This window comes from Kytococcus sedentarius DSM 20547 (assembly GCF_000023925.1).
Taxonomy (GTDB): domain Bacteria; phylum Actinomycetota; class Actinomycetes; order Actinomycetales; family Dermatophilaceae; genus Kytococcus; species Kytococcus sedentarius.
The window spans coordinates 607,744-625,620 of the sequence record NC_013169.1; the positions used below are offsets into that span (position 1 = coordinate 607,744).

At 68.7% G+C, this 17,877-nt stretch carries 15 protein-coding genes and 3 tRNA genes; 8 read left to right on the forward strand and 10 right to left on the reverse strand.

The annotated features are described in order from the left end of the window. Positions 1–11: 11 nt before the first annotated feature. The gene (ilvN, locus tag KSED_RS14475; protein WP_012802097.1) at positions 12–335 is read left to right on the forward strand and encodes an acetolactate synthase small subunit; all 324 of its coding nucleotides are present in this window, start codon (positions 12–14) and stop codon (positions 333–335) included. An 85-nt stretch (positions 336–420) separates the two neighbouring features. Further along, positions 421–2,310, forward strand: a complete 1,890-nt coding sequence (locus KSED_RS02960; protein WP_049758602.1) for a chorismate-binding protein — start codon at positions 421–423, stop codon at positions 2,308–2,310. A 68-nt stretch (positions 2,311–2,378) separates the two neighbouring features. Here the strand turns inward: KSED_RS02960 and KSED_RS02965 are convergent, their stop codons facing one another. From KSED_RS02965 to KSED_RS02985, 5 genes are all read right to left on the reverse strand, one after another. After that, positions 2,379–2,990 (reverse strand): DedA family protein, encoded by a 612-nt coding sequence (locus tag KSED_RS02965; protein WP_041291152.1) that lies wholly within the window; start codon positions 2,988–2,990, stop codon positions 2,379–2,381. Positions 2,991–3,108: 118 nt separating this feature from the next. Continuing rightward, a tRNA-Phe gene (locus KSED_RS02970) sits at positions 3,109–3,181 on the reverse strand. Positions 3,182–3,210: 29 nt separating this feature from the next. Continuing rightward, positions 3,211–3,284: transfer RNA gene (locus tag KSED_RS02975), tRNA-Asp, on the reverse strand. Positions 3,285–3,428: 144 nt separating this feature from the next. Then, positions 3,429–3,501, reverse strand: a tRNA-Glu gene (locus tag KSED_RS02980). A 40-nt stretch (positions 3,502–3,541) separates the two neighbouring features. Next, positions 3,542–4,624, reverse strand: coding sequence for a PHP domain-containing protein (locus KSED_RS02985; protein ID WP_012802100.1), 1,083 nt, complete (start codon positions 4,622–4,624; stop codon positions 3,542–3,544). 88 nt (positions 4,625–4,712) lie between these two features. Between KSED_RS02985 and KSED_RS02990 the strand changes: the two genes are divergently transcribed. The 3 genes from KSED_RS02990 (at position 4,713) to KSED_RS03000 (ending at position 6,131) form a co-directional block, all read left to right on the forward strand. Then, entirely contained in the window at positions 4,713–5,171 is a 459-nt protein-coding gene (locus tag KSED_RS02990) for a GNAT family N-acetyltransferase (RefSeq protein ID WP_012802101.1), read from the forward strand. Positions 5,172–5,249: 78 nt separating this feature from the next. Continuing rightward, positions 5,250–5,672: a cupin domain-containing protein gene (locus KSED_RS02995; RefSeq protein WP_012802102.1), complete on the forward strand. Its 423-nt coding sequence runs from the start codon at positions 5,250–5,252 to the stop codon at positions 5,670–5,672. A 96-nt stretch (positions 5,673–5,768) separates the two neighbouring features. Further along, positions 5,769–6,131, forward strand: coding sequence for a PQQ-dependent sugar dehydrogenase (locus KSED_RS03000; RefSeq protein WP_049758304.1), 363 nt, complete (start codon positions 5,769–5,771; stop codon positions 6,129–6,131). Positions 6,132–6,148: 17 nt separating this feature from the next. On the opposite strand, the gene KSED_RS13420 is transcribed toward KSED_RS03000, so the two are convergent. Then, positions 6,149–6,931 carry a DUF4352 domain-containing protein gene (locus KSED_RS13420; RefSeq protein WP_012802103.1) on the reverse strand — a complete coding sequence of 261 codons (783 nt, stop codon included), beginning with the start codon at positions 6,929–6,931 and terminating at the stop codon, positions 6,149–6,151. Between the two features lie 180 nt (positions 6,932–7,111). Between KSED_RS13420 and KSED_RS13425 the strand changes: the two genes are divergently transcribed. After that, positions 7,112–8,386: a sensor histidine kinase gene (locus KSED_RS13425; RefSeq protein WP_049758305.1), complete on the forward strand. Its 1,275-nt coding sequence runs from the start codon at positions 7,112–7,114 to the stop codon at positions 8,384–8,386. Positions 8,387–8,434: 48 nt separating this feature from the next. Then, complete coding sequence (locus tag KSED_RS03015) at positions 8,435–9,121, forward strand: response regulator (protein WP_012802105.1); 687 nt, start codon at positions 8,435–8,437, stop codon at positions 9,119–9,121. Positions 9,122–9,140: 19 nt separating this feature from the next. On the opposite strand, the gene KSED_RS03020 is transcribed toward KSED_RS03015, so the two are convergent. Then, entirely contained in the window at positions 9,141–9,938 is a 798-nt protein-coding gene (locus KSED_RS03020; protein ID WP_012802106.1) for a formate/nitrite transporter family protein, read from the reverse strand. Positions 9,939–10,460: 522 nt separating this feature from the next. Here KSED_RS03020 and KSED_RS03025 point away from each other — a divergent pair. Further along, entirely contained in the window at positions 10,461–10,826 is a 366-nt protein-coding gene (locus KSED_RS03025; protein WP_012802107.1) for a helix-turn-helix domain-containing protein, read from the forward strand. A gap of 45 nt (positions 10,827–10,871) precedes the next feature. Here the strand turns inward: KSED_RS03025 and KSED_RS03030 are convergent, their stop codons facing one another. From KSED_RS03030 to KSED_RS03040, 3 genes are all read right to left on the reverse strand, one after another. After that, the gene (locus KSED_RS03030; protein WP_012802108.1) at positions 10,872–11,870 is read right to left on the reverse strand and encodes a hypothetical protein; all 999 of its coding nucleotides are present in this window, start codon (positions 11,868–11,870) and stop codon (positions 10,872–10,874) included. 139 nt (positions 11,871–12,009) lie between these two features. Then, positions 12,010–15,144, reverse strand: a complete 3,135-nt coding sequence (locus tag KSED_RS03035) for a hypothetical protein (protein ID WP_012802109.1) — start codon at positions 15,142–15,144, stop codon at positions 12,010–12,012. A gap of 136 nt (positions 15,145–15,280) precedes the next feature. Continuing rightward, positions 15,281–17,845, reverse strand: a complete 2,565-nt coding sequence (locus tag KSED_RS03040; RefSeq protein WP_012802110.1) for an AAA family ATPase — start codon at positions 17,843–17,845, stop codon at positions 15,281–15,283. Positions 17,846–17,877: the final 32 nt, after the last annotated feature.

Consider the following 17,877-nt stretch of genomic DNA (forward strand, 5'->3'; position numbering starts at 1 on the left):
CGGAGGTCGCCATGAAGCGCCACGCACTGTCCGTCACCGCTGAGAACCACCCCGGCGTCCTCACCAAGGTCTGTGGCCTGTTCGCCACCCGGGACGCGAACATCCAGTACCTCGCGGCCGCCCCCACCCTGCAGAAGGGCGTCTCCCACATGACGATCGTGGTGCGCGCGAACGACCAGTTCGACGTCGAGGACCTCATCACCCACGTGGAGCAGGTGCCGCACGTCGTGGCCGTCGAGGCCATCGACGACGTCGACGCCGTGGCGACCGAGCTGCAGACGACCGCCGACCGCGCCCCCCGCACCGTCGGGTCGCTGACCCAGCGCGCCTTCTGAGGTGGAGGGGACCCCCATCGCGCCGGAGGACGGCGGGGCCGGTGAGCCCGCGTCCGTGGAGCCCGCAGTGCCCGCAGAGCCCGCGGTGTCCGCAGAGCTCTTGGCGCCCCTGCTGGGTGAGCACGCCCCGCCGTTCGCGCTGATCCACCGCGCCGAGGACCCGGCGCACGTGCTGCTCCTCACCGGGCAGGTGCAGGACCTCGACCGGCTGGCCGAGATCCCCTCCCCCGGGGAGCTCCCGGTGCTGGCGATGGTCCCCTACCGCCAGGTGGCGGAGCGTGGCTTCGCGGCCCACGACGACGGAGCGCCGCTGCGGGTGCTCCTCCCGGAGCGTGCGCAGCGCCTCGAGGTCGATGGGGTGCTCGACGCCCTCGCGCGCCTGGTGCCCACGGCGCCGGCAGTGACCGGGGAGCGCATGAGCGTCTCGGATGCCGATTACGCCGCGATGGTGCGCCGCGTGATCACCGACGAGATCGGCCGGGGCGAGGGAGCCAACTTCGTGATCCGCCGCGACGTGGTGGCCGACGTCGACGCCGCGCCGGCTACGGCTGCGCTGGGCTGGTTCCGGGCACTGATGGACCAGGAGGCCGGCGCCCACTGGACCTTCGTGGTGCACACGCCGGGCCACACGCTGGTGGGTGCGTCGCCGGAGCGCCACGTCGGGGTGGCCGACGGCTGGGCCGTCATGAACCCCATCTCGGGGACCTTCCGCCACGGGGAGCACGCCTCGCCCGGGGAGCTCGTCAGCGCCTTCCGGGGCTTCCTCGAGGACACCAAGGAGACCGAGGAGCTCTTCATGGTGGTGGACGAGGAGATGAAGATGATGGCCCGCGTCTGCTCCAGCGGCGGCCGGATGACGGGGCCGCAGCTCAAGCAGATGGCGCACCTCACCCACACCGAGTACGTGCTCGACGGGCAGACGGAGATGGACCCGCGGGAGGTCCTGCGGGAGACGATGTTCGCCCCCACGGTCACCGGGTCGCCGATGGAGAACGCCTGCACGGTGATCCACCGGCACGAGCCGACCGGCCGTGGCTACTACTCGGGCGTCCTGGCCCTGCTCGACCGTGACGAGGCGGGCCGCGAGCGACTGGACGCCCCCATCATCATCCGCACGGCGCAGCTGCCCCACAACGGCACGGTGAGCGTCTCGGCTGGGGCGACGCTGGTGCGCCACAGCTCGCCGGAGGCGGAGGTGGCCGAGACCGCGGTGAAGGCCACCGGGATGCTGGCCGCGATGGGCCTGCGCCCGCAGCGGCCCCGGGGCGCGGCGCCGGACCTCGCGGGGCTCCCGGGCGTCTCGGCGGCACTGGCCGCGCGCAACGACCGGTTGTCGCCCTTCTGGCTCGCCCCGCAGGCGCCCACGCACGTCGAGGGGGTCGCCGGCGCCTCGGTGCTGGTGATCGACGCCGAGGACGCGTGGACGCAGATGCTGGTGCACCAGCTGCGGCACCTCGGCATGGTGGGCCGGGTGAAGCGGTGGAACGAGGTCACGCTGGACGACGTGGCGGGCCCCGCCGCGCCCGACCTGGTGCTCAGCGGCCCCGGCCCGGGTGACCCGACGGACCTGACGCAACCCCGCATCGCGCGGCTCCACGAGCTGGTCTCCGCGCGCCTGGAGGCCGGTGGGGCGCTGGTGGCGGTCTGCCTGAGCCACCAGGTGCTCGCGCACCTGGCCGGCCTGCCCATCGAGCGCCTCGACGAGCCGCACCAAGGGGTGCAGCTCGAGGTGGACTGGTTCGGCCTGCCGGCCCGCATCGGCTTCTACAACACCTTCGTCGCACGGGGCCCGGCCGCGGGCGGGGTGCGGGTGGCCGGACGGGAGCTGGAGGTCACTGCCGAGCCCGGGAGCGGCGCCGTGCGCGGCCTGCGAGGGCCGGGGGTCGCGACCATCCAGGGCCACGCGGAGTCCGTGCTCTCCGCCGACGGCCTGCCGGTGCTGCGGGAGATGGTGCGCCACGCCCTGGGTGCCTGATCGCACGTCCCACACACGAGGACGGCCGGCGCCCCCGGGCACCGGCCGTCCTCGCGCAGGGGGAGGGGTCAGCGGGCCGCGCGCCGCGCGCTCACCCGCTTGTAGACGAACCACAGCACACCCAGCACGAGCAGCGCGAGCACGATCTTGCTGATGATGCTGACGGTGCCCTCCACCGCATGCCAGTTGGAGCCCAGGACGTAGCCGAGGGTCACCAGCAGCGCGTTCCACGCCGAGGAGCCGAGCAGCGTGTAGAAGAAGAAGGTGCCGAAGGGCATCTGGGAGGTGCCGGCCGGGATGGAGATGAGGCTGCGCACGCCCGGCACGCAGCGCCCGGTGAGGACCGCTACCTTGCCGTACTTGTCGAACCACCGGTGGGCGGCGTCACCGTCGTTCTCCTCCACCAGCGGCAGCTTGGCCATCCAGCGGATGGTGCGCTCACGCCCGAAGGCCCGGGCCACGGCGTACAGGAACACCGCACCGGCGACGGAGCCCGAGGTGGTCCACAGCATCACCTCGAGCCACCCCATCTGACCCTGCCCGATGGTGAACCCGGCCAGCGGGAGCACCAGCTCGCTCGGGATCGGGGGGAAGACGGTCTCGAGCAGCATCATCAGTGCCAGGCCCGGTCCTCCCAGGGCTTCGATGACAGAGGTGATCCACTCGTTGAGATTCGCCATGCGCACAGGGTAGTCAACGGGGGGTGCCCCTCCGGTCCCTCCGCGGGGTCAGGAGGGCCTCACACACAGGAACGCCGCCCCGTCGGCGACGGGGCGGCGTTCCTCACGATGGTGGCTGTGGCCAGAGGCGGGGTCGAACCGCCGACCTTTCGATTTTCAGTCGAACGCTCTACCAACTGAGCTATCTGGCCAGGGCGACGATCGACGATCATCGTTCCTGCGACCTCGACGGGACTCGAACCCGCGACCTCCGCCGTGACAGGGCGGCGCGCTAACCAACTGCGCCACGAGGCCTTGCACTCGCACTGTGTTGCCGTGCGACTGGGGAATCATACGCAACAGCGGGCGCACCGCCAAATCGGCCTGATAGTGCGGATTCTGCTCCTGCGGGCTTCCCGTTGCCCGGCCCTGCGCCCCGGTGGGGCGGGTGGCCGAGAGCATCCCCAACGGGATTCGAACCCGCGTTACCGGCGTGAAAGGCCGGGGTCCTAGGCCGCTAGACGATGGGGACCCGTCCCACCCGTGGGCAGGACGCGCACAGTGTACGCACCTCAGAGCCGCCCAGCGGCCCAGGCGCGGACCTCCTGGGCGGGCCAGGTGGTGACGATGCGCTCGGGCGGCACCCCCGCATCGGCCGCGCGTTGGGCGCCGAAGCGGAGCAGGTCCAGCTGGCCCGGGGCGTGGGCGTCGCTGTCGATGCTGAACAGGCACCCGAGCTCCAGGGCCAGGGCCAGCAGCTCGTCCGGCGGGTCGCTGCGCTCCGGGCGGGCGTTGATCTCCACCGCCACCTCGTGCTCGGCGCAGGCCGCGAACACCTCCCGGGCGTCGAACTCGCTGGGGGGACGGGTGCCCCGGGAGCCGGTCACCAGCTGGCCGGTGCAGTGCCCCAGCACCGAGGTGAGCGGGTTCTCCACCGCGGCGAGCAGGCGCGGGGTCATCTGCCGCGCGGGCATGCGGAGCTTCGAGTGCACGCTGGCCACCCGCACGTCGAGGACCGCCAACAGGTCCTCGTGCTGGTCCAGCGCGCCGTCGTCCAGGATGTCGACCTCGATGCCGTGCAGCAGCTCGATCGACCGCCCCTCGTCCTCCATGCGCTCGCGGACCTCCGCCACGGTGTCGCGCTGCGCGACCAGGCGCTCGGCCGAGAGCCCGTTGGCCACGCGCAGCCGGGGGGAGTGGTCGGTGACCGCGAGGTACTCCCGCCCCAGGTCGTCGGCGGTGCGGGCCATGTCCACCAACGGCGACCCGCCGTCGCTGTCGGTGGTGTGGCTGTGGAGGTCGCCCCGCAGCCGGTGCAGGAGCGCCTCCCCGGCCTCGGTCATCTCCAGCAGCGGGCCGCCGTGGTCGCGGCGCGCTGCCACGACCTTGGCCGGCACCTTCCCCGAGACCGCCTCCCGCAGGACCCCGGCCGTGGAGGACCCGATGCCGTCCAGCGACTGCCACGAGTCCGCGGCCACGTGGTCGGCGAACTTGTGGTCGTCCAACCTCTCCACGGTCTCGGCGGCGCGGCGGTAGGCGCCGATGCGGTGGGACGACTCCCGGGCGCGCTCGTACAGGTACGCGACCTCCCGGAGAGCCGCGAGGGCGTGCTCGCGGGCCTCTGCGGGGGAGGGGACCTCGGGGGGCGTGCTCACCCCATCGAGGGTAGCGCCGGGCGGCGTGGCCCGCGGGTCGGTAACCGGGGCGATCGCCCTACCGGCAGGGGTGCGGGAGGATGGCGGGATGCTGAACGTGATCGCTTGCCCCGGACCGGATCTCTCTGCTGCCCAGCTCCACGGCCTGCTGAAGCTGCGCGTGGACGTGTTCGTGGTGGAGCAGGAGTGCCCCTACCCGGAGGTCGACGGGCTCGACCTGGAGCCCACCACGACCCACGTCTGGGTGGAGCGGGACGGTCAGGTGGCCTCGACGCTGCGGCTCCTGGACGCCGACGGGCCGGCGGGGCCGCTGGTGATCGGGCGGGTGGTGACCGCGCCCGACCACCGCGGGACGGGGCTGGCGGCCGAGCTGATGGGCTGGGTCCTCGAGCGGCGCGGCCGGCGGACACTGGAGCTCGAGGCCCAGTCCCACCTGGCCGGCTGGTACGAGCGCTTCGGGTTCGTGCGCACGGGGCCGGACTTCGACTGGGACGGCATCGCCCACACGCCGATGGAGCGCCGTCCCTCCGTGGGGCAGGGTGCCTGACACAGCCCCCTCGTGACGTTGTCGGTGGGGGGCGGCATCATGGGGGTGAACCCGTCATCGACGCAGGAGGAGACAGCCATGGCTGACCTGAGTGACCACGGCCCGAAGCCGTACACGGTGAACATCGAGGAGGCCACGCTGGCCAACGAGAACTTCCGCGCCACGCTGTGGACCGGGGAGTTCCTGCAGATGACCGTGATGACCATCCCGCCGGGCGGCGAGGTGGGTCTGGAGATGCACGACGACCACGACCAGTTCATCCGTGTGGAGCAGGGCCAGGCGCGCGCCCAGATGGGCCCCGCGAAGGACGACCTCTCCTTCGACGAGACCATCGGCGACGACTGGGTGGCCATCGTCCCGGCCGGCCAGTGGCACAACTTCACCAACACCGGTGACGAGCCGCTGAAGCTGTACTCGCTGTACGGCCCGCCGGACCACGTGAAGGGCACGTTGCACCCGACGAAGGACGACGCGGACGACGACCCCAACGAGCAGCACTGAGCTGACATGACGACCGTCCCGGCCGCCCGTCGCAGTGCGAGGGTGCGCGCCGGGGCGGTCGTGTGTCCCGTCCTCCTCGCTGGGTGCTCCGCAGCGATGACGAGCATCGAGCCCGGGGCGAACTACGGGTGGCCCGAGGTGGAGGGGATGTCCGGCGACGGCGGCGAGGGGTTCACCGACCCCATCGCCCAGTTCGAGCCGGCCGAGGCCAGCCCCAGCGGCATCCTCGTGCGCGATGGCCGGGTGCTGATGGCGGGGCTGCGGGGGGAGTCGCTCCGGGCCGTGCCGGTCGACGGCCCCGGGAAGGCCCGCGTGGTGCTCGAGGGACTGGGACGTCTCCGCGACGTCGTGGCCGCTCCGCACGGTGCGGTGTGGGTGGTCACGAACAACACGGACGGACGAGGGAGCCCCCGGGACGGGGACGACCGCATCGTGCGGGTCGACCTGCCCGGGGGCTGAGGCGGGGAGCTGGCGGGTCAGCGCACCGAGACGACCACCTCGGCCGGGTCCCAGAAGCCCGGGCCCATGAGCTTGAGCTCCTGGGGCTTGGCGTCGGCGGGGACGTCGAAGACGATGGTGCCCTTGAGGGTGTTGCCCGGGTTGACGTCCTCGAGGAACGAGTCGTTGCCCGGCACGTAGATGGCAGCCTCCCCGTCAGCGGAGTGCTCGCGGCCCTCGGTGTCCACCAGCTTGTGCTCGCTGTCGTTGAACATCTGGGCCTCCGACCCCGTGTTCGTCACCGAGAGCTTGACGAGCACGAACTGGCCCTGCGGCTTCTGGCCGAAGGTCGAGTCACCGATCTGCTTCACGCCGGGGGTCACCTTGGTGACCGTGTACTCGAAGTCGCCGGCCGAGACCGGGTCGCCCACCCCCGGCGCGTCGTCCTGGGCGGGTGCCGGTGCCTCCTCGGCTTGCTCCTCGTCGGCGGGTTCCTGATCGGCCTGCTCGTCGGCAGCCGGCTCCTGATCGCCGCCGTCGCCCGCCGGCTCGGCATCCTGACCCGTCTCCGCGGCGGAGGCAGCCTCCTTCGTGGGGGAGTTGCTGGCGCTGGGGGCCGCATCGTCATTCCCCCCACCGAGCTGGGTCAGCCCCACGAGGGCCACGATCGCGAGCAGGGCAGTGAGGAACTTGTGCCGGCGGAACCAGTTGCGGCGGCGGGGAGGGGTCGGGGCGGCCTGCCACGCAGAGTGCTGCCCGTGCTGTCCGTAGTGGTCGTGCTGGGGTCCGTCCTGCGGGGGCGGCGGGGTCTGTGTGCTCATGGTCTCTCCTCCACGGTGGTGGCCCCGGTTGCTCCGGGGTGGACCCATCACACGTGCCCGGACCGGGTCCGCACCTCGCCCGATCGGCTGGCGATGACTGCCCGATGGGGGGAACCCGGCCCACCACGGGCCACCCGGTTGGCGGAGGAGATCGTCGGTGCGGACGCCTACGGTGGCGCCATGACAATGCGGACGACGGCCGCCGCCCTGCGGGGCCGGCGGCGGGTGGCGTGGTGGGCGATGATGCTCCCCACCGTGGTGCTGGGGGTGCTCTGCGCGACGCTCAGCATCGGGCTCGCCTTCGAGCGGGCGGGTCAGGAGGCAACGGCCTGGATGATGTGGCTGATCATCGGGTGCCTAGGGGTGCTGGGACAACCGGCGCTCCTCCTGGCAGTGCGGGCGCGTCCGGTGGCTGTCGGGTACGGCACGTCCCTCGCGTCCCTCCTGTGGCCGCTGGGGTGGTTCGTCCCCGTGGTGGCCTGGGCGCTGGCCATCGTCTACGCGCCCGCGAGGGCGGATGACTCCGCCGACGGTGGTGACGTGCCGGTGATCGGGCTGCTCACGGCGGTGGGGATGTGGTGGATCGTGTGGCGCGACAGCATCCAGGCCACGGACAAGGGGTCGTTGTTCAAGCTCCTCCTCCACGCCCCCGCCGAGGGGCAGCAGGCGCCGCAGTCCAGCGACCCCCTCCCCTGGTGGTTCGCGGTCGCCCTCACGGCGCTGCTGATGACCCTCGTGGGCACGCTCGCGCAGGCGGTCCGTTCACGCCGGGAGGGGGCTGCGGCCCGGGCGCGCACTGCCCGCGCAGAGGGGGAGCGGGACCACACACGCACTGAGCTCGGGCGCCAGGTGGAGCGAGAGCGCATCGCACGAGAGGTCCACGACACCCTGGGGCACCGGTTGTCGCTCCTGTCAGTGCATGCTGGCGCGCTGGAGCTGCAGGCCGAGGGGCGCGACGAGGAGGTCTCGCGCAGCGCCGCCCTGGTGCGGCAGGGAGCCCGTCAGGCGATGGACGACCTGCGGTCCCTGGTCGGCATCCTCAGGGAGGACCCAGACGGTTCGCCCGCCCCCTCGCTGGTCGACCTCCCGTCCGTGATCGACGAGGTGGCCGCGGCGGGGGACCCCGTCGTCGCCACCGTGTACCTCCACGACGTCGAGGGGGCGGACGAGGCGCTGTCCCGGGCGGTGTACCGCATCGTCCAGGAACTGCTCACGAATGCGCGGAAGCACGCCCCGGGCGTCCCGGTCCGTCTGGTGGTGGAGGGATCGCCCCTGCACGGGGTCAGTGTGGAGACGGTGAACCGCCTCGAGGGGGTCCCGCGTGCGGGGGGCGCGGGGTTGGCCGGGGTCCGGGAGCGGGCGGAGCTCCTCGGCGGGAGTGTCGAAGCCGGCCCAGCGGGCGGGGTCTTCCGGGCCCGTGCCTGGCTCCCGTGGCGTGGCCGCCAGGGGGAATGAGCTCGCCCGCGGCGGAGGTCGTCGGTGGGGCCGCCTACCCTGTGCGCCATGCCACGCACCGCCGCCGAGGGCCCTCCGACCAAGGTTCTGGTGGTGGATGACGACCGGCTCTTGTGTGCCGGTCTGACCTCGATCCTGCACACCACCCCTGACCTCGTGGTCGTCGCTGCCGTCCACGACGGGGCGCAGGTGCAGGGTGCGGTGGACGCCCACCGGCCCGACGTGGTGCTGCTGGACATCCGCATGCCCGTGCTGGACGGCATCGAGGCCACCCGCCAGCTCGCCGCCCGGGCGAGCCGCCCTGCCATCGTCGTGATGACCACGTTCGAGGGGGACGACACGGTGGTGCGGGCCCTGGGCGCCGGAGCGGACGGCTTCCTGCTCAAGGCGGAGGACCCGCGGCAGATCATCGACGCCGTGCGCTCGGCCGCTGCGGGGCACAGCCCCCTCTCCCCGACGAGCGCCCGCTCGCTGGTCCGCCTCGTGGGACCCGGGTCACGGGCCGACCTGGCCAGCAGGGCCCGCGAACTGGCGGCCGGTCTCACGGAGCGTGAGCGTCAGGTCGCGGCGTTGGTCGGCGAGGGGCTGACGACTCCGCAGATCGCGGCCCGCCTGTTCGTCAGCGAGGCGACGGTGAAGACCCAACTGGCCGAGGTGCAGCGCAAGTGGGGCTGCGAGAACCGGACCCAGGTGGCGGTCTGGGCGGACCGCGCGGGCCTCATCGCCCACGACTGAGGCGGGGAGCTGGCGGGCCTCAGGCCTCGGCCGGGTCGGTGTGCACCTCGCTGGCGCGCACGGCGCGGGGCGCGGTGACGCCCACGACCCCGCCGACGAGGTTGAGCAGGGCGGTCCACCAGAACCAGTTCCACCACGCGCCCCAACCCACGCCCTCGGCGCCGGTGTGCTGGGCGCCGAAGATGATGATCGAGTCCAGCACCGAGTGGAACAGGCTCAGCCCGGCCAGGAGGAAGCCGCAGGCCACGGAGGCCGTGATCTTGCCGAAGTCGCTCTCGCTGCCGGCGTGCATGCGGGTCATCAACGTGATGACCAGGCCGCCAAGGAGGGCGAGGGCGGCGCCCTTGGCGGACAGCGGCACCTCCACGAAGTGCCGGGCGGACTCCACGAGCGTGCCGTGCAGGTCCGGGAAGCCCAGCACCACCAGCCACATCACCAGCCAGCCGCCGACGAGGTTCGTCACCAGCGTGATCCCCCACAGGCGCAGCAGCTGGCCGACCGAGCCCTCCCCGGCGAGCACCCCGATCACGGGGTACAGGAAGCCCTCGGTGAAGAGCTCGCTGTGGGCCAGGAGGATGGCGACCAGTCCGATGGAGAAGGCCAGCCCGGCCAGCAGGTGGCTGTCCGTGGCGTCGAGGGTGGCGATGTAGGCGAGCACGCCCAGGCCGATCTCGATGCCGCCGAGCAGGCCGGTGGCCACCAAGGCCCGCCAGGAACGGTGGAGCCGTTCCGCCCCCTCCTGACGGACCTCGTGGTACTCGGAGCGGATCTCCTCCTCGGCGTGGTTCTCGTCGGGATGGTTCGCAACGTCCGTCATCGCGTCAGTATGGGGGCTCGTCCGTCCTGGTCCCCACTGCGCGCCGTCCTCTCGGCGGGAGCGACGCGTCATCAGGCGTGCTGAAAACTCTCGAGCCCCGCGATGACGTCACGCGGGGTGCGGTCTGCGGGCCTCGGGAGCGGGTGTGCTCCGTGGAGCACGCTCGTCGCCGGACACGCGCAGGCGCCGAGGAGGAGGAGGCCGGTTGTACAGGCTGCCCACTTGATGAGCTCTTGGTGGAGAGCGGGTGGCGGCGGGACCAGGATTCGCGTTGGGCCTGCAATTCGGGTGACCGGTGGCGAGGGTGCGGGTCGCGTGTGTCCCGTCGTCCGTGGGGGGCGACCCACGCTGGGGCGAACGCCTCGCGACCCGAGCGGTGATCGAGGACCTTCGGTGGACCTCCGTAGAGAGTTCGAGAACCCCTGCCCGGCCTTGAAAACGGTGGCTTCTCGCAGGTCGCGGGGGGTCTACCGACGAGATCGGAGACCGATAGAGCCGTCCGTAGTGGACTCGCGAGGGCGCATGCTGCGCGCTGTTGGGATGACTCAAACCTTTCTGAGCCCGGCGCAGGTGGACGAGCTGGTGGCCCTCTACGAGGAGGGCGCGACGCTGGTGGACCTGGGTGAGCGGTTCGGCATCCATCGCCGTACGGCTGCCGCGCATCTTGTCCGCCGCTCGGTCCCGATCCGCAGGCTCGGTCTCGATGAGCGCCACCTCGCAGAAGCTGTTGAGTTGTACTCCGGCGGCTTGACGCTCATGGAGGTGGGGCTGCGGTTCGGGGTCAGTCAGCAGGCGGTGAGAAGAGCGCTAGCCGCCAAGGGTGTCGAGATTCGCTCCAGCGGGCGCCGTCAACTCGCGGTGAACCAGTCTGCGCGCTCGGCACCGTAGTCACCTGTCGCTCCCGTCGATGGACCAGGGTCATCACCTTCGCCGTCACAGACTCGCGGCGACCAGCACCTCGACCAGCTGTTCGGGTTCGAAGATGAGCTTGGTGTCGAACCGCTCATCGAGCCTGCCGTCCTTCTCCCGCGTCAAGGCTCGGACCCACTGTTGCTCGGTGAACACCACGTCGCAGTAGACCGCGGGGACGGGAAGTTGGACGACGTCGATGAAGTCGTTCGCCTTCCACTTCTGGTGCGAACGCGGATGGAGGTGCTTGCTCACTCGCAGAGCGTTCGTCACCCGGCGGGTGGGAAGGGACTCAACGAGTTGGAGCAGGCCAACTCCACCCAAAGTCTCGGTCACTTCCGTGGCGCTGATGCCCGCGGCCGTGACCCGCTCACGGATGGCCGGGGCGATATCGTTGAAGTCCGAGTGGACGACCGCAGGAAGCAACTCAGCGCGCGGCACCTTCCGCCGCGCGATCTCCTCAGCGACGCTAACTTCGTGCCGCACGAACAAGCCACCCCAGTTGACTAAGTCGAGTGGTAGGCCCGCGCGTGCGTGAGTGCTTGGACCTGCGCGCAGCAGTAGCTCTTCGAGCGGGCGGTCGATCGGAGTTCGGAGGTCGCTGCTCTTGTCTTCGGAGGCCGTCCGTTGGTCGGTCCGCCTCTTGGAGTTGTGGACGCCGCCGGCAGTCAGGTGCGCGATGCCTCGTCCGAAGACGCGAGGCGCAGTCACATCGTTTGGCCGTCCGAAACGGGCGCGTAGGGCGATGTCGATCTCGTACTGAAGAAGTTGCTTGGGTGTGGTGATGGCGTCGAAGTCGGACAGCTCGATCATCGTGTCGACCAGGCGGTTCCTGGAGCCGTCGTTGTGGTTCTTGGCTGTCTCCCAGTACCGATACAGATCGAGGGGGAACGATGCCACTTCGTGCGCCCTTGCGGCCCGGCACATCTCGAGTGCATCGCGGTAGCGCGCGCCGTCCGGCCGGCCATGCGCTGCTCTGGCGAGACCGATCCATGCGAACTGATCGAGGTAGACGTGAAGCACGGGACCCTCAGATCACAACGGAGCACATGCTCGAACTCACATCCACAGGCGTGCTCCCTTCCACTTGAGGGTGGTCGAGTGTGCTACCCGCGGCTCCATGTTCATGGGCACTCCCGGATTCGGCCGTTGTCGAGAGAATCTAGGCGGGCCCGTTGGCATCGCGGACGCGGTGGCCGTCGTCGCCGTGGTCGGCGGGGATGTCGAGCAGTGTGAGCAGGTTTCCGTCCTTGTCGATGCAGTCGAGTAGGTCACGGTGTGGGATGTCATCGGTGGCGTATCGGTACCGGCGGGTCAGGAGGTCACGCATCGCGTTCTCACCGGGAGCTTCGGGCCGTCCGCGGAGGTTCCACCGGCGGGCGACTGACACCGTCTGAGTGAAGATGTGCATGTCGACGACGTCGTCGGTGAACTCTGATAAGGGCATCGTCGGGGAAGCTGATGTCTCCGGTTCGCGGGCAAGGTCGAGCGCTCGCCGGGGGTCGCCTACACCGGGTCGTAGTCCCGCGCGTTTCATCCGCCAGTTCATGGAGGTGTTCACTAGAGCGACGAGGATTTGCCAGTCGAGCCAACCATCATTGCGTAGCCTCACGATGGTCGCTCGCCCGGCTTGATCAGACAACAGCCGTGGGAGCGTGAACCGCAGGGCCTCATTGGCAACTTCGTACCGTTCGCGGATGGCCTGAAGTGACTCATCGCGGTCATAGCCCGGACCTGTAACGGTTGAGGCCGGCAAGTGCTCACACTCGGTGGGTTGGAAGGCGTCGGAGGACGACGGCCTGCTTGCGTCAGCGCATCGGGCGTAGTGATCGTCGTCCAGTAGGGCGGCGGTCTCCTCGTAGGGGCGACCGATAGACACCTTGTGAATGAGGCCGCCTCTGAACAAGGGCTCTAGGAGGTCCTGGAGTTCGTCTGGTGGGCGGACATGGACGGCGTGGAGCAGTTGGTAGCACATCGCGAGGATCGCCCGGTTGTGCGCTTCGGGGTCCGTCAGCGAGTTCGATAGGACAACGTTGGCCAGGACCTCGGGCCTTGAGTCGTCGATGTCGATCGAGTCGTCTTCTCGGCTAGCGCCGGGTCTCACGTCCACGGTGACCCGAATTGTGCTCTTGATCAGGACCGGGTTCATCGGTGCGATGTCAGCCAAGAGGACCTGGAGCGCGGCGACGAAGCCCTCGGCGGTCAACACCGTCTCTCGGTTGTTGTCGAACTGGAAGGTCCAGCGGACGCCGAGGGCTTGGAAGTCGATGAGTCGTCTGTGGCCGACATCGCCGAGGAGTGGGCCAGCAAGCTCCTCGGCGGCGCGAGCCTGGAACTCGTGCTCGGTCATGTCGAACCGTGAGTCGTCGTGCTCGATGACTTCGACCAACTGTTTGTACCAGTTCGTCGTCTTGAGGGCTGCTTCGATCAGTGGTTCAAGCTCGGGCCAGAATGTGCGGATGCCGGCTAGCTCCAAGGTGGCATTGGTGTCGTGTGCTGCGAGGTCGGGGTGTTTGTCGTAGTCGAATGGATCGGTCAGCATCTGGGCGCGCGCCAGGAGTGCGACTTCGGTGAGTCGGGCCGCGTCGACCCAGGCGCCGGCCTGCTGGGCGTACTTGGCTGTCTCCAGCAGGGCCTTGGGCACGTGCACCTGCACGTCGATGTCGTCGCTCATCATGGCCAGGGCGGCGGCGGTGCACGCGTACATCTTGGCCGCGTACATCAGCCCGAGGCCGGCGTATAGCGAGCCCAGGTAGCGCATCGTGAGGATGGCACCGTAGATGGTGTCCCCGTTGAACCATTGTGCTTTCGCGTTGTGCAGTTCGGCCAGAGCCTTCAGGGGCTGACCGGCCCTCACGAATGCCATCCCGCGATCGCGGCATCGCTCGGCGGTGGCGGAGTCGCCCTGTACTTGGGCCAGCACGATGTCGAAGCCGTCACGGACCTTTTCGTAGTTGGTGTGCCCGGAGGCTGCGGGCGCGTACATCGTGAACAGACGCGCGAGTTCGCTGGACGAGTAGGCGCGAGCCCTTGGCAGTAGGTCGACCAGCTTCTCCAGAAAGGACATCGCCGCGTCGAAGTCGAACAGGTACGACACCGGCAATGCCGAGGTATCGACGGCGAACTCGTCGAGTTGCACTCCGACGTTGGAGGCAACCGCGGCAGGTGGGGGCTTGCCGTCAGTCGTCTCGATGCGCTCCCAGTCCGGTACCAGGTGGGTGAACGCGAGTGTTCCCGTCAAGGTCGCCGACCGCACCGGATGCGTCACCGAATCTGTGGCGTCGAGTAGGTTGACGAGGTGCGACCGTAGCCGCAGCATCGCAGCACTGATCTCGGATGCCTCGGCCTTCGCGACCCCGGTCATCCACATCGTCCCCCAGTACGCGCAGAGCGTCACAGCATCGTCAACGATGTTCGGCCGGGTGCTCGTACACGCGTAGTCGACGGCGCGACGAACCAAGTCCTCGATTCCGGCTGCGACGCCCATGCCCCGGAACCGCGCGATAGCCATCTCGTAGCACGCTCGGAACACCAGCTCGGTGTCCGAGCCGTCTGCGGAGTCAGCCAGGAACGCCCCCATGAAGTCCAACCACTCCGGCAAGTCGGCGTTCGCGTGCTCATCCCAGGTCGCGTGTCGAAGTCCGTGAGTGATCTCGCCTTGTACCGCTGGCGTCAGGGCTTCTGGCCCATGGTTGTGACGCAACCCATCGATCAGGTCCGCGTACCACTGCGGTGCCGGCTCGTCCTCCGGCGTGGGGACCAGATGCGAAGGCAGTTCGAGGTAGTGCCGTGCGACCCACACCAAGTCGGCCTCGGCGAGGAACGTCGCGATGTCGCCGCCGCAGAAGATGTCCAGGGTCACTCCGTAGGACTCGCGGGCGGTCCGCTGGACGTCGTGGGTCACGCCCTCGGAGATGGGGTGCACGCTGAAGAATGCGACGTGGTCAACGTCAGCCGCATCGTTGGCGCAAATTCCGGCGAGGTCACTGAGAACCTTCTGCTTCAGGCTTCCGCTTTGGACGGTGCAGGCCACCACCACCGGCGACGTGGCGGCGGCAGCCGCGAAGCCCGCCGAGTGCGGCAGCTCGCTTGGTAGGCGGGTTGTGAACGTCTCCGCGTCTCGCTGCTGATCGCCGCCCGAACTGACAGGCCCGGTCGCGATCAAGATGTTCGAGCTGATCCGCTTCTGAGCAACCCGCGTAGCGATCTCCTCGAACCGATGATGCTCGTTCCGCGACGAGAGCTCGTCCAGGCGAAACCGGATGTACGCCTCTGCCTCAGGGATGTGCTCAGTCACAGCTCAATTCTCCCTCACGGTTCCGACGTACAACGGGTGAACAGTTGTCGCACGCAGCCTGCCGAGCCCGAGGACTGACATGAGGGCCTGTGGCTGGGAATCGGGTCCGCTGCGGCGGGTGTGTCGCTGAGAGGACCTAAGGAGTCGCCGAGTTGTAAGCGTTTCGCGCTTCGGTCAGCTCGGCCCAGTGGGCTTCGAGTCCGGCGAGCGTAGGGCTGACCCCGAGGCTAGGCAGGGGTTGTGAGTGGCCGTCGATGTACCGACATGCTTCCTCGAAGATGCGGTTGACGGTACCGATCGCAGCGGGAAGTGCCTCGGACTTGATCTTGGGCAAATTAGTCATGCGCACGTTGGGTTGATAGCGCTGCGTGACGCCCTGGAGTAGTTCAGTCTCGGTGAAGACCTCACACCACGCGCGCACCCAGTCGTAACCTGTGCGGACCAGTGCCGCCCGCGCATCGCCGTCCTGTGACTTTGCTGCCTGGATGGTCTCGTTGATGTTCTTCTTGATGTTGTTCAAGCTGTCCCAGCGGGGTCCTGTCGCTCGGGTGACCTTTCCTTTGCCCTCTTCATCGGTGATCTGGAAGTAGGAGCAGCGCTTGGTTGCTTCCATGAGCGTAAGCAGCGTGCTGGCGAAGAAGATGTCGTGGGTGAAGACGATGACCTGTGTCGTGTCAGCGAGCGACGCGACGCGCTGCGCGACTTCGTTGATGCGGCGATGGTCGAGGCTTGAGACAGGATCATCGAAAATGACCGGCGCGGTGATTCCGGCGAGGCGCGCTTCGGCGAGGAAGTCCGCTATTGCGAGGACCTTCTGCTCTCCTTCGGAGAGCACCTTGGACGGTTTGTGTTTCCCGCTGAGGATCTTGCGGCGTTGTGCGCGCCCCTGGCGGCCGACGAACTCCACGTGTAGCGCGGGCGCGCGAAGTGCCGCGCACTCTTCGCTGAAAAGCGCATCGAAGCTCTCGTTGATCATCTGGTCACTCGCGGTCTTGGCCAGCCCGGTTACAGCGCGCAGGAGCCCAGGCATGGGCTTGGCGAGCAGCATGAGCCGGTCAGCCTGCTTGGCGTCGCGTACGTGTGACTCGATGAGCGTCCACGACTTCGTCAGTTCTGCTGCGGCTTCTAGCTCGACAAGCTCCTTCTTCTTCTCGGCCAAGGTGTCAGCCCGTGTGGCTGCCTGTGTCCTCAGTTCACCGAGGGCCCGCTTGGCGGTCTCCAGCGCCGAGCCGAGCGCTATCGCATCTGTGCCGGCGTGTTCGGTCAGCGCTGCGTTCACGGCGGAAGCGGCGAGAAGCTGCTCGGATAGCTCCGCGATGGTGCTCAGGGTCCGGTCGAGTTCAACGTGGAAGTGGGGCTTGTCCTCGGTATCTGCGTACTCGTCGGCGAAGGTAGAGACGTCGTTGACCTGGATCGAGGTGACCGGTTCTGTAAGTGCGTGGAGCCGCGCCTTTGAAGCGGCGATGTCAGTGGTGATCTTGTCTTCCATGTATTCGGAGTACTTGCCGATCAGCGATCGCGCCGCTTCGTTCAGAGGCTGCCGACAGTACAGACACCGATCGGCGTCGTGTGCTCCGACCGCGATGAGATGTGCTTGGTATGCCTCGCCGGCCTCGACGAACGTGCTCCAGGTGTCGTCGGGCTCGGCCGGCAGGTCGGCTGCCTCGAACAGGGCGGCTCGGAAGGCGCGGTAGTCCTCTTCAAGTCCGTGGAGGGTGTCGCGTTCGCGGCCGTATGCCTCCACGTTGAAGTCAGCCATCACGGTGGCCGCGTTGGAAGCTTGCGTCAAGACGCGTTCGACTCGCTGTTGCAGCTTGATCTCAGCGCTGATGGTGTCCGCCTCCAGCGCGGCGACCGTGCGGCGAAGGTCGCCGATACGTGTCTCGACGTCGGGATCGGAGTCGGCGAGCGACCTCAGGTGTTCCAGATCAGTGGACGCTCCCAGTGTCTCGATGAGCGGGTAAACCGCGGCAGTGCGTGGGAAGCGAGACAGAAGCCCTGTGGACCCAGATCGTAGGTCTTCGACGGCCTGGTCGATGTGGGCTTGTACCGACTTGATGCCTGCGATGACATGATTGAACAGTGCCAGGGCTGCTGGCACGTAGACGTACTCAAGGTCGTCATCGACGTGGAAGCTGACAGAAGGGCTGTCGAAGATGGACATCCTGGTGAAGGGCGCGACGCCCTGTTGTCCGGTCCAGGTGTAGGTCTTCGTCTCAGTGCCGAGCGTGTAGCCGACAAGTGCTGATTGGGGCTGCGGCGATGCCGCTTCGATGTCGCCGAGGATCACATCGGCAGTGCGGCTCGCCGCGAGGGCTTTGAAGATGCGGGAGTACCCCGTCTTGCCCGTGCCGTTCTCTCCGAACAAGATCGTCAAGCCGGCATGCGGCTCGATGACTCCGCCCTCTACCAAGGCGTTGACACCAACGACATCGGAGAGCGAGGTAAGGGTCAGCGGCTCGATCGCCTCATCCTCGCGTTCGAGGGTGAACAGCGGCTCCTCCGTGGGGAGTTCGCGGGTATCGAAGGCTTTCTCCTGGCGAAACAGGACGTAAGTTCCGGATTGCTCCTCGCTTCCGAGCGGCCCGCGGCCGTTGAGGACGTGCCTCACGATGTAGCGGACCCACTCGTCGGAGGTGTTCGCCCACTCGCTGAGCAGGTCGCGCGGGTCTACCCGTTGAGGTGGCGTCGCGTCTGTCACCGTCATCCTCCTCGTCGCGAGTGCGAGGTCGG

Bases quoted from the DNA above. Each gene is read 5' to 3' on its own strand.
- ilvN (WP_012802097.1), top strand. From the start codon at position 12: ATGAAGCGCCACGCACTGTCCGTCACCGCTGAGAACCACCCCGGCGTC.
- KSED_RS02995 (WP_012802102.1), top strand. From the start codon at position 5,250: ATGGCTGACCTGAGTGACCACGGCCCGAAGCCGTACACGGTGAACATC.
- KSED_RS03025 (WP_012802107.1), top strand. From the start codon at position 10,461: ATGCTGCGCGCTGTTGGGATGACTCAAACCTTTCTGAGCCCGGCGCAG.
- KSED_RS03020 (WP_012802106.1), bottom strand. From the start codon at position 9,938: ATGACGGACGTTGCGAACCATCCCGACGAGAACCACGCCGAGGAGGAG.
- KSED_RS13425 (WP_049758305.1), top strand. From the start codon at position 7,112: ATGACAATGCGGACGACGGCCGCCGCCCTGCGGGGCCGGCGGCGGGTG.
- KSED_RS02990 (WP_012802101.1), top strand. From the start codon at position 4,713: ATGCTGAACGTGATCGCTTGCCCCGGACCGGATCTCTCTGCTGCCCAG.
- KSED_RS03000 (WP_049758304.1), top strand. From the start codon at position 5,769: ATGACGAGCATCGAGCCCGGGGCGAACTACGGGTGGCCCGAGGTGGAG.
- KSED_RS03015 (WP_012802105.1), top strand. From the start codon at position 8,435: ATGCCACGCACCGCCGCCGAGGGCCCTCCGACCAAGGTTCTGGTGGTG.
- KSED_RS02965 (WP_041291152.1), bottom strand. From the start codon at position 2,990: ATGGCGAATCTCAACGAGTGGATCACCTCTGTCATCGAAGCCCTGGGA.
- KSED_RS13420 (WP_012802103.1), bottom strand. From the start codon at position 6,931: ATGAGCACACAGACCCCGCCGCCCCCGCAGGACGGACCCCAGCACGAC.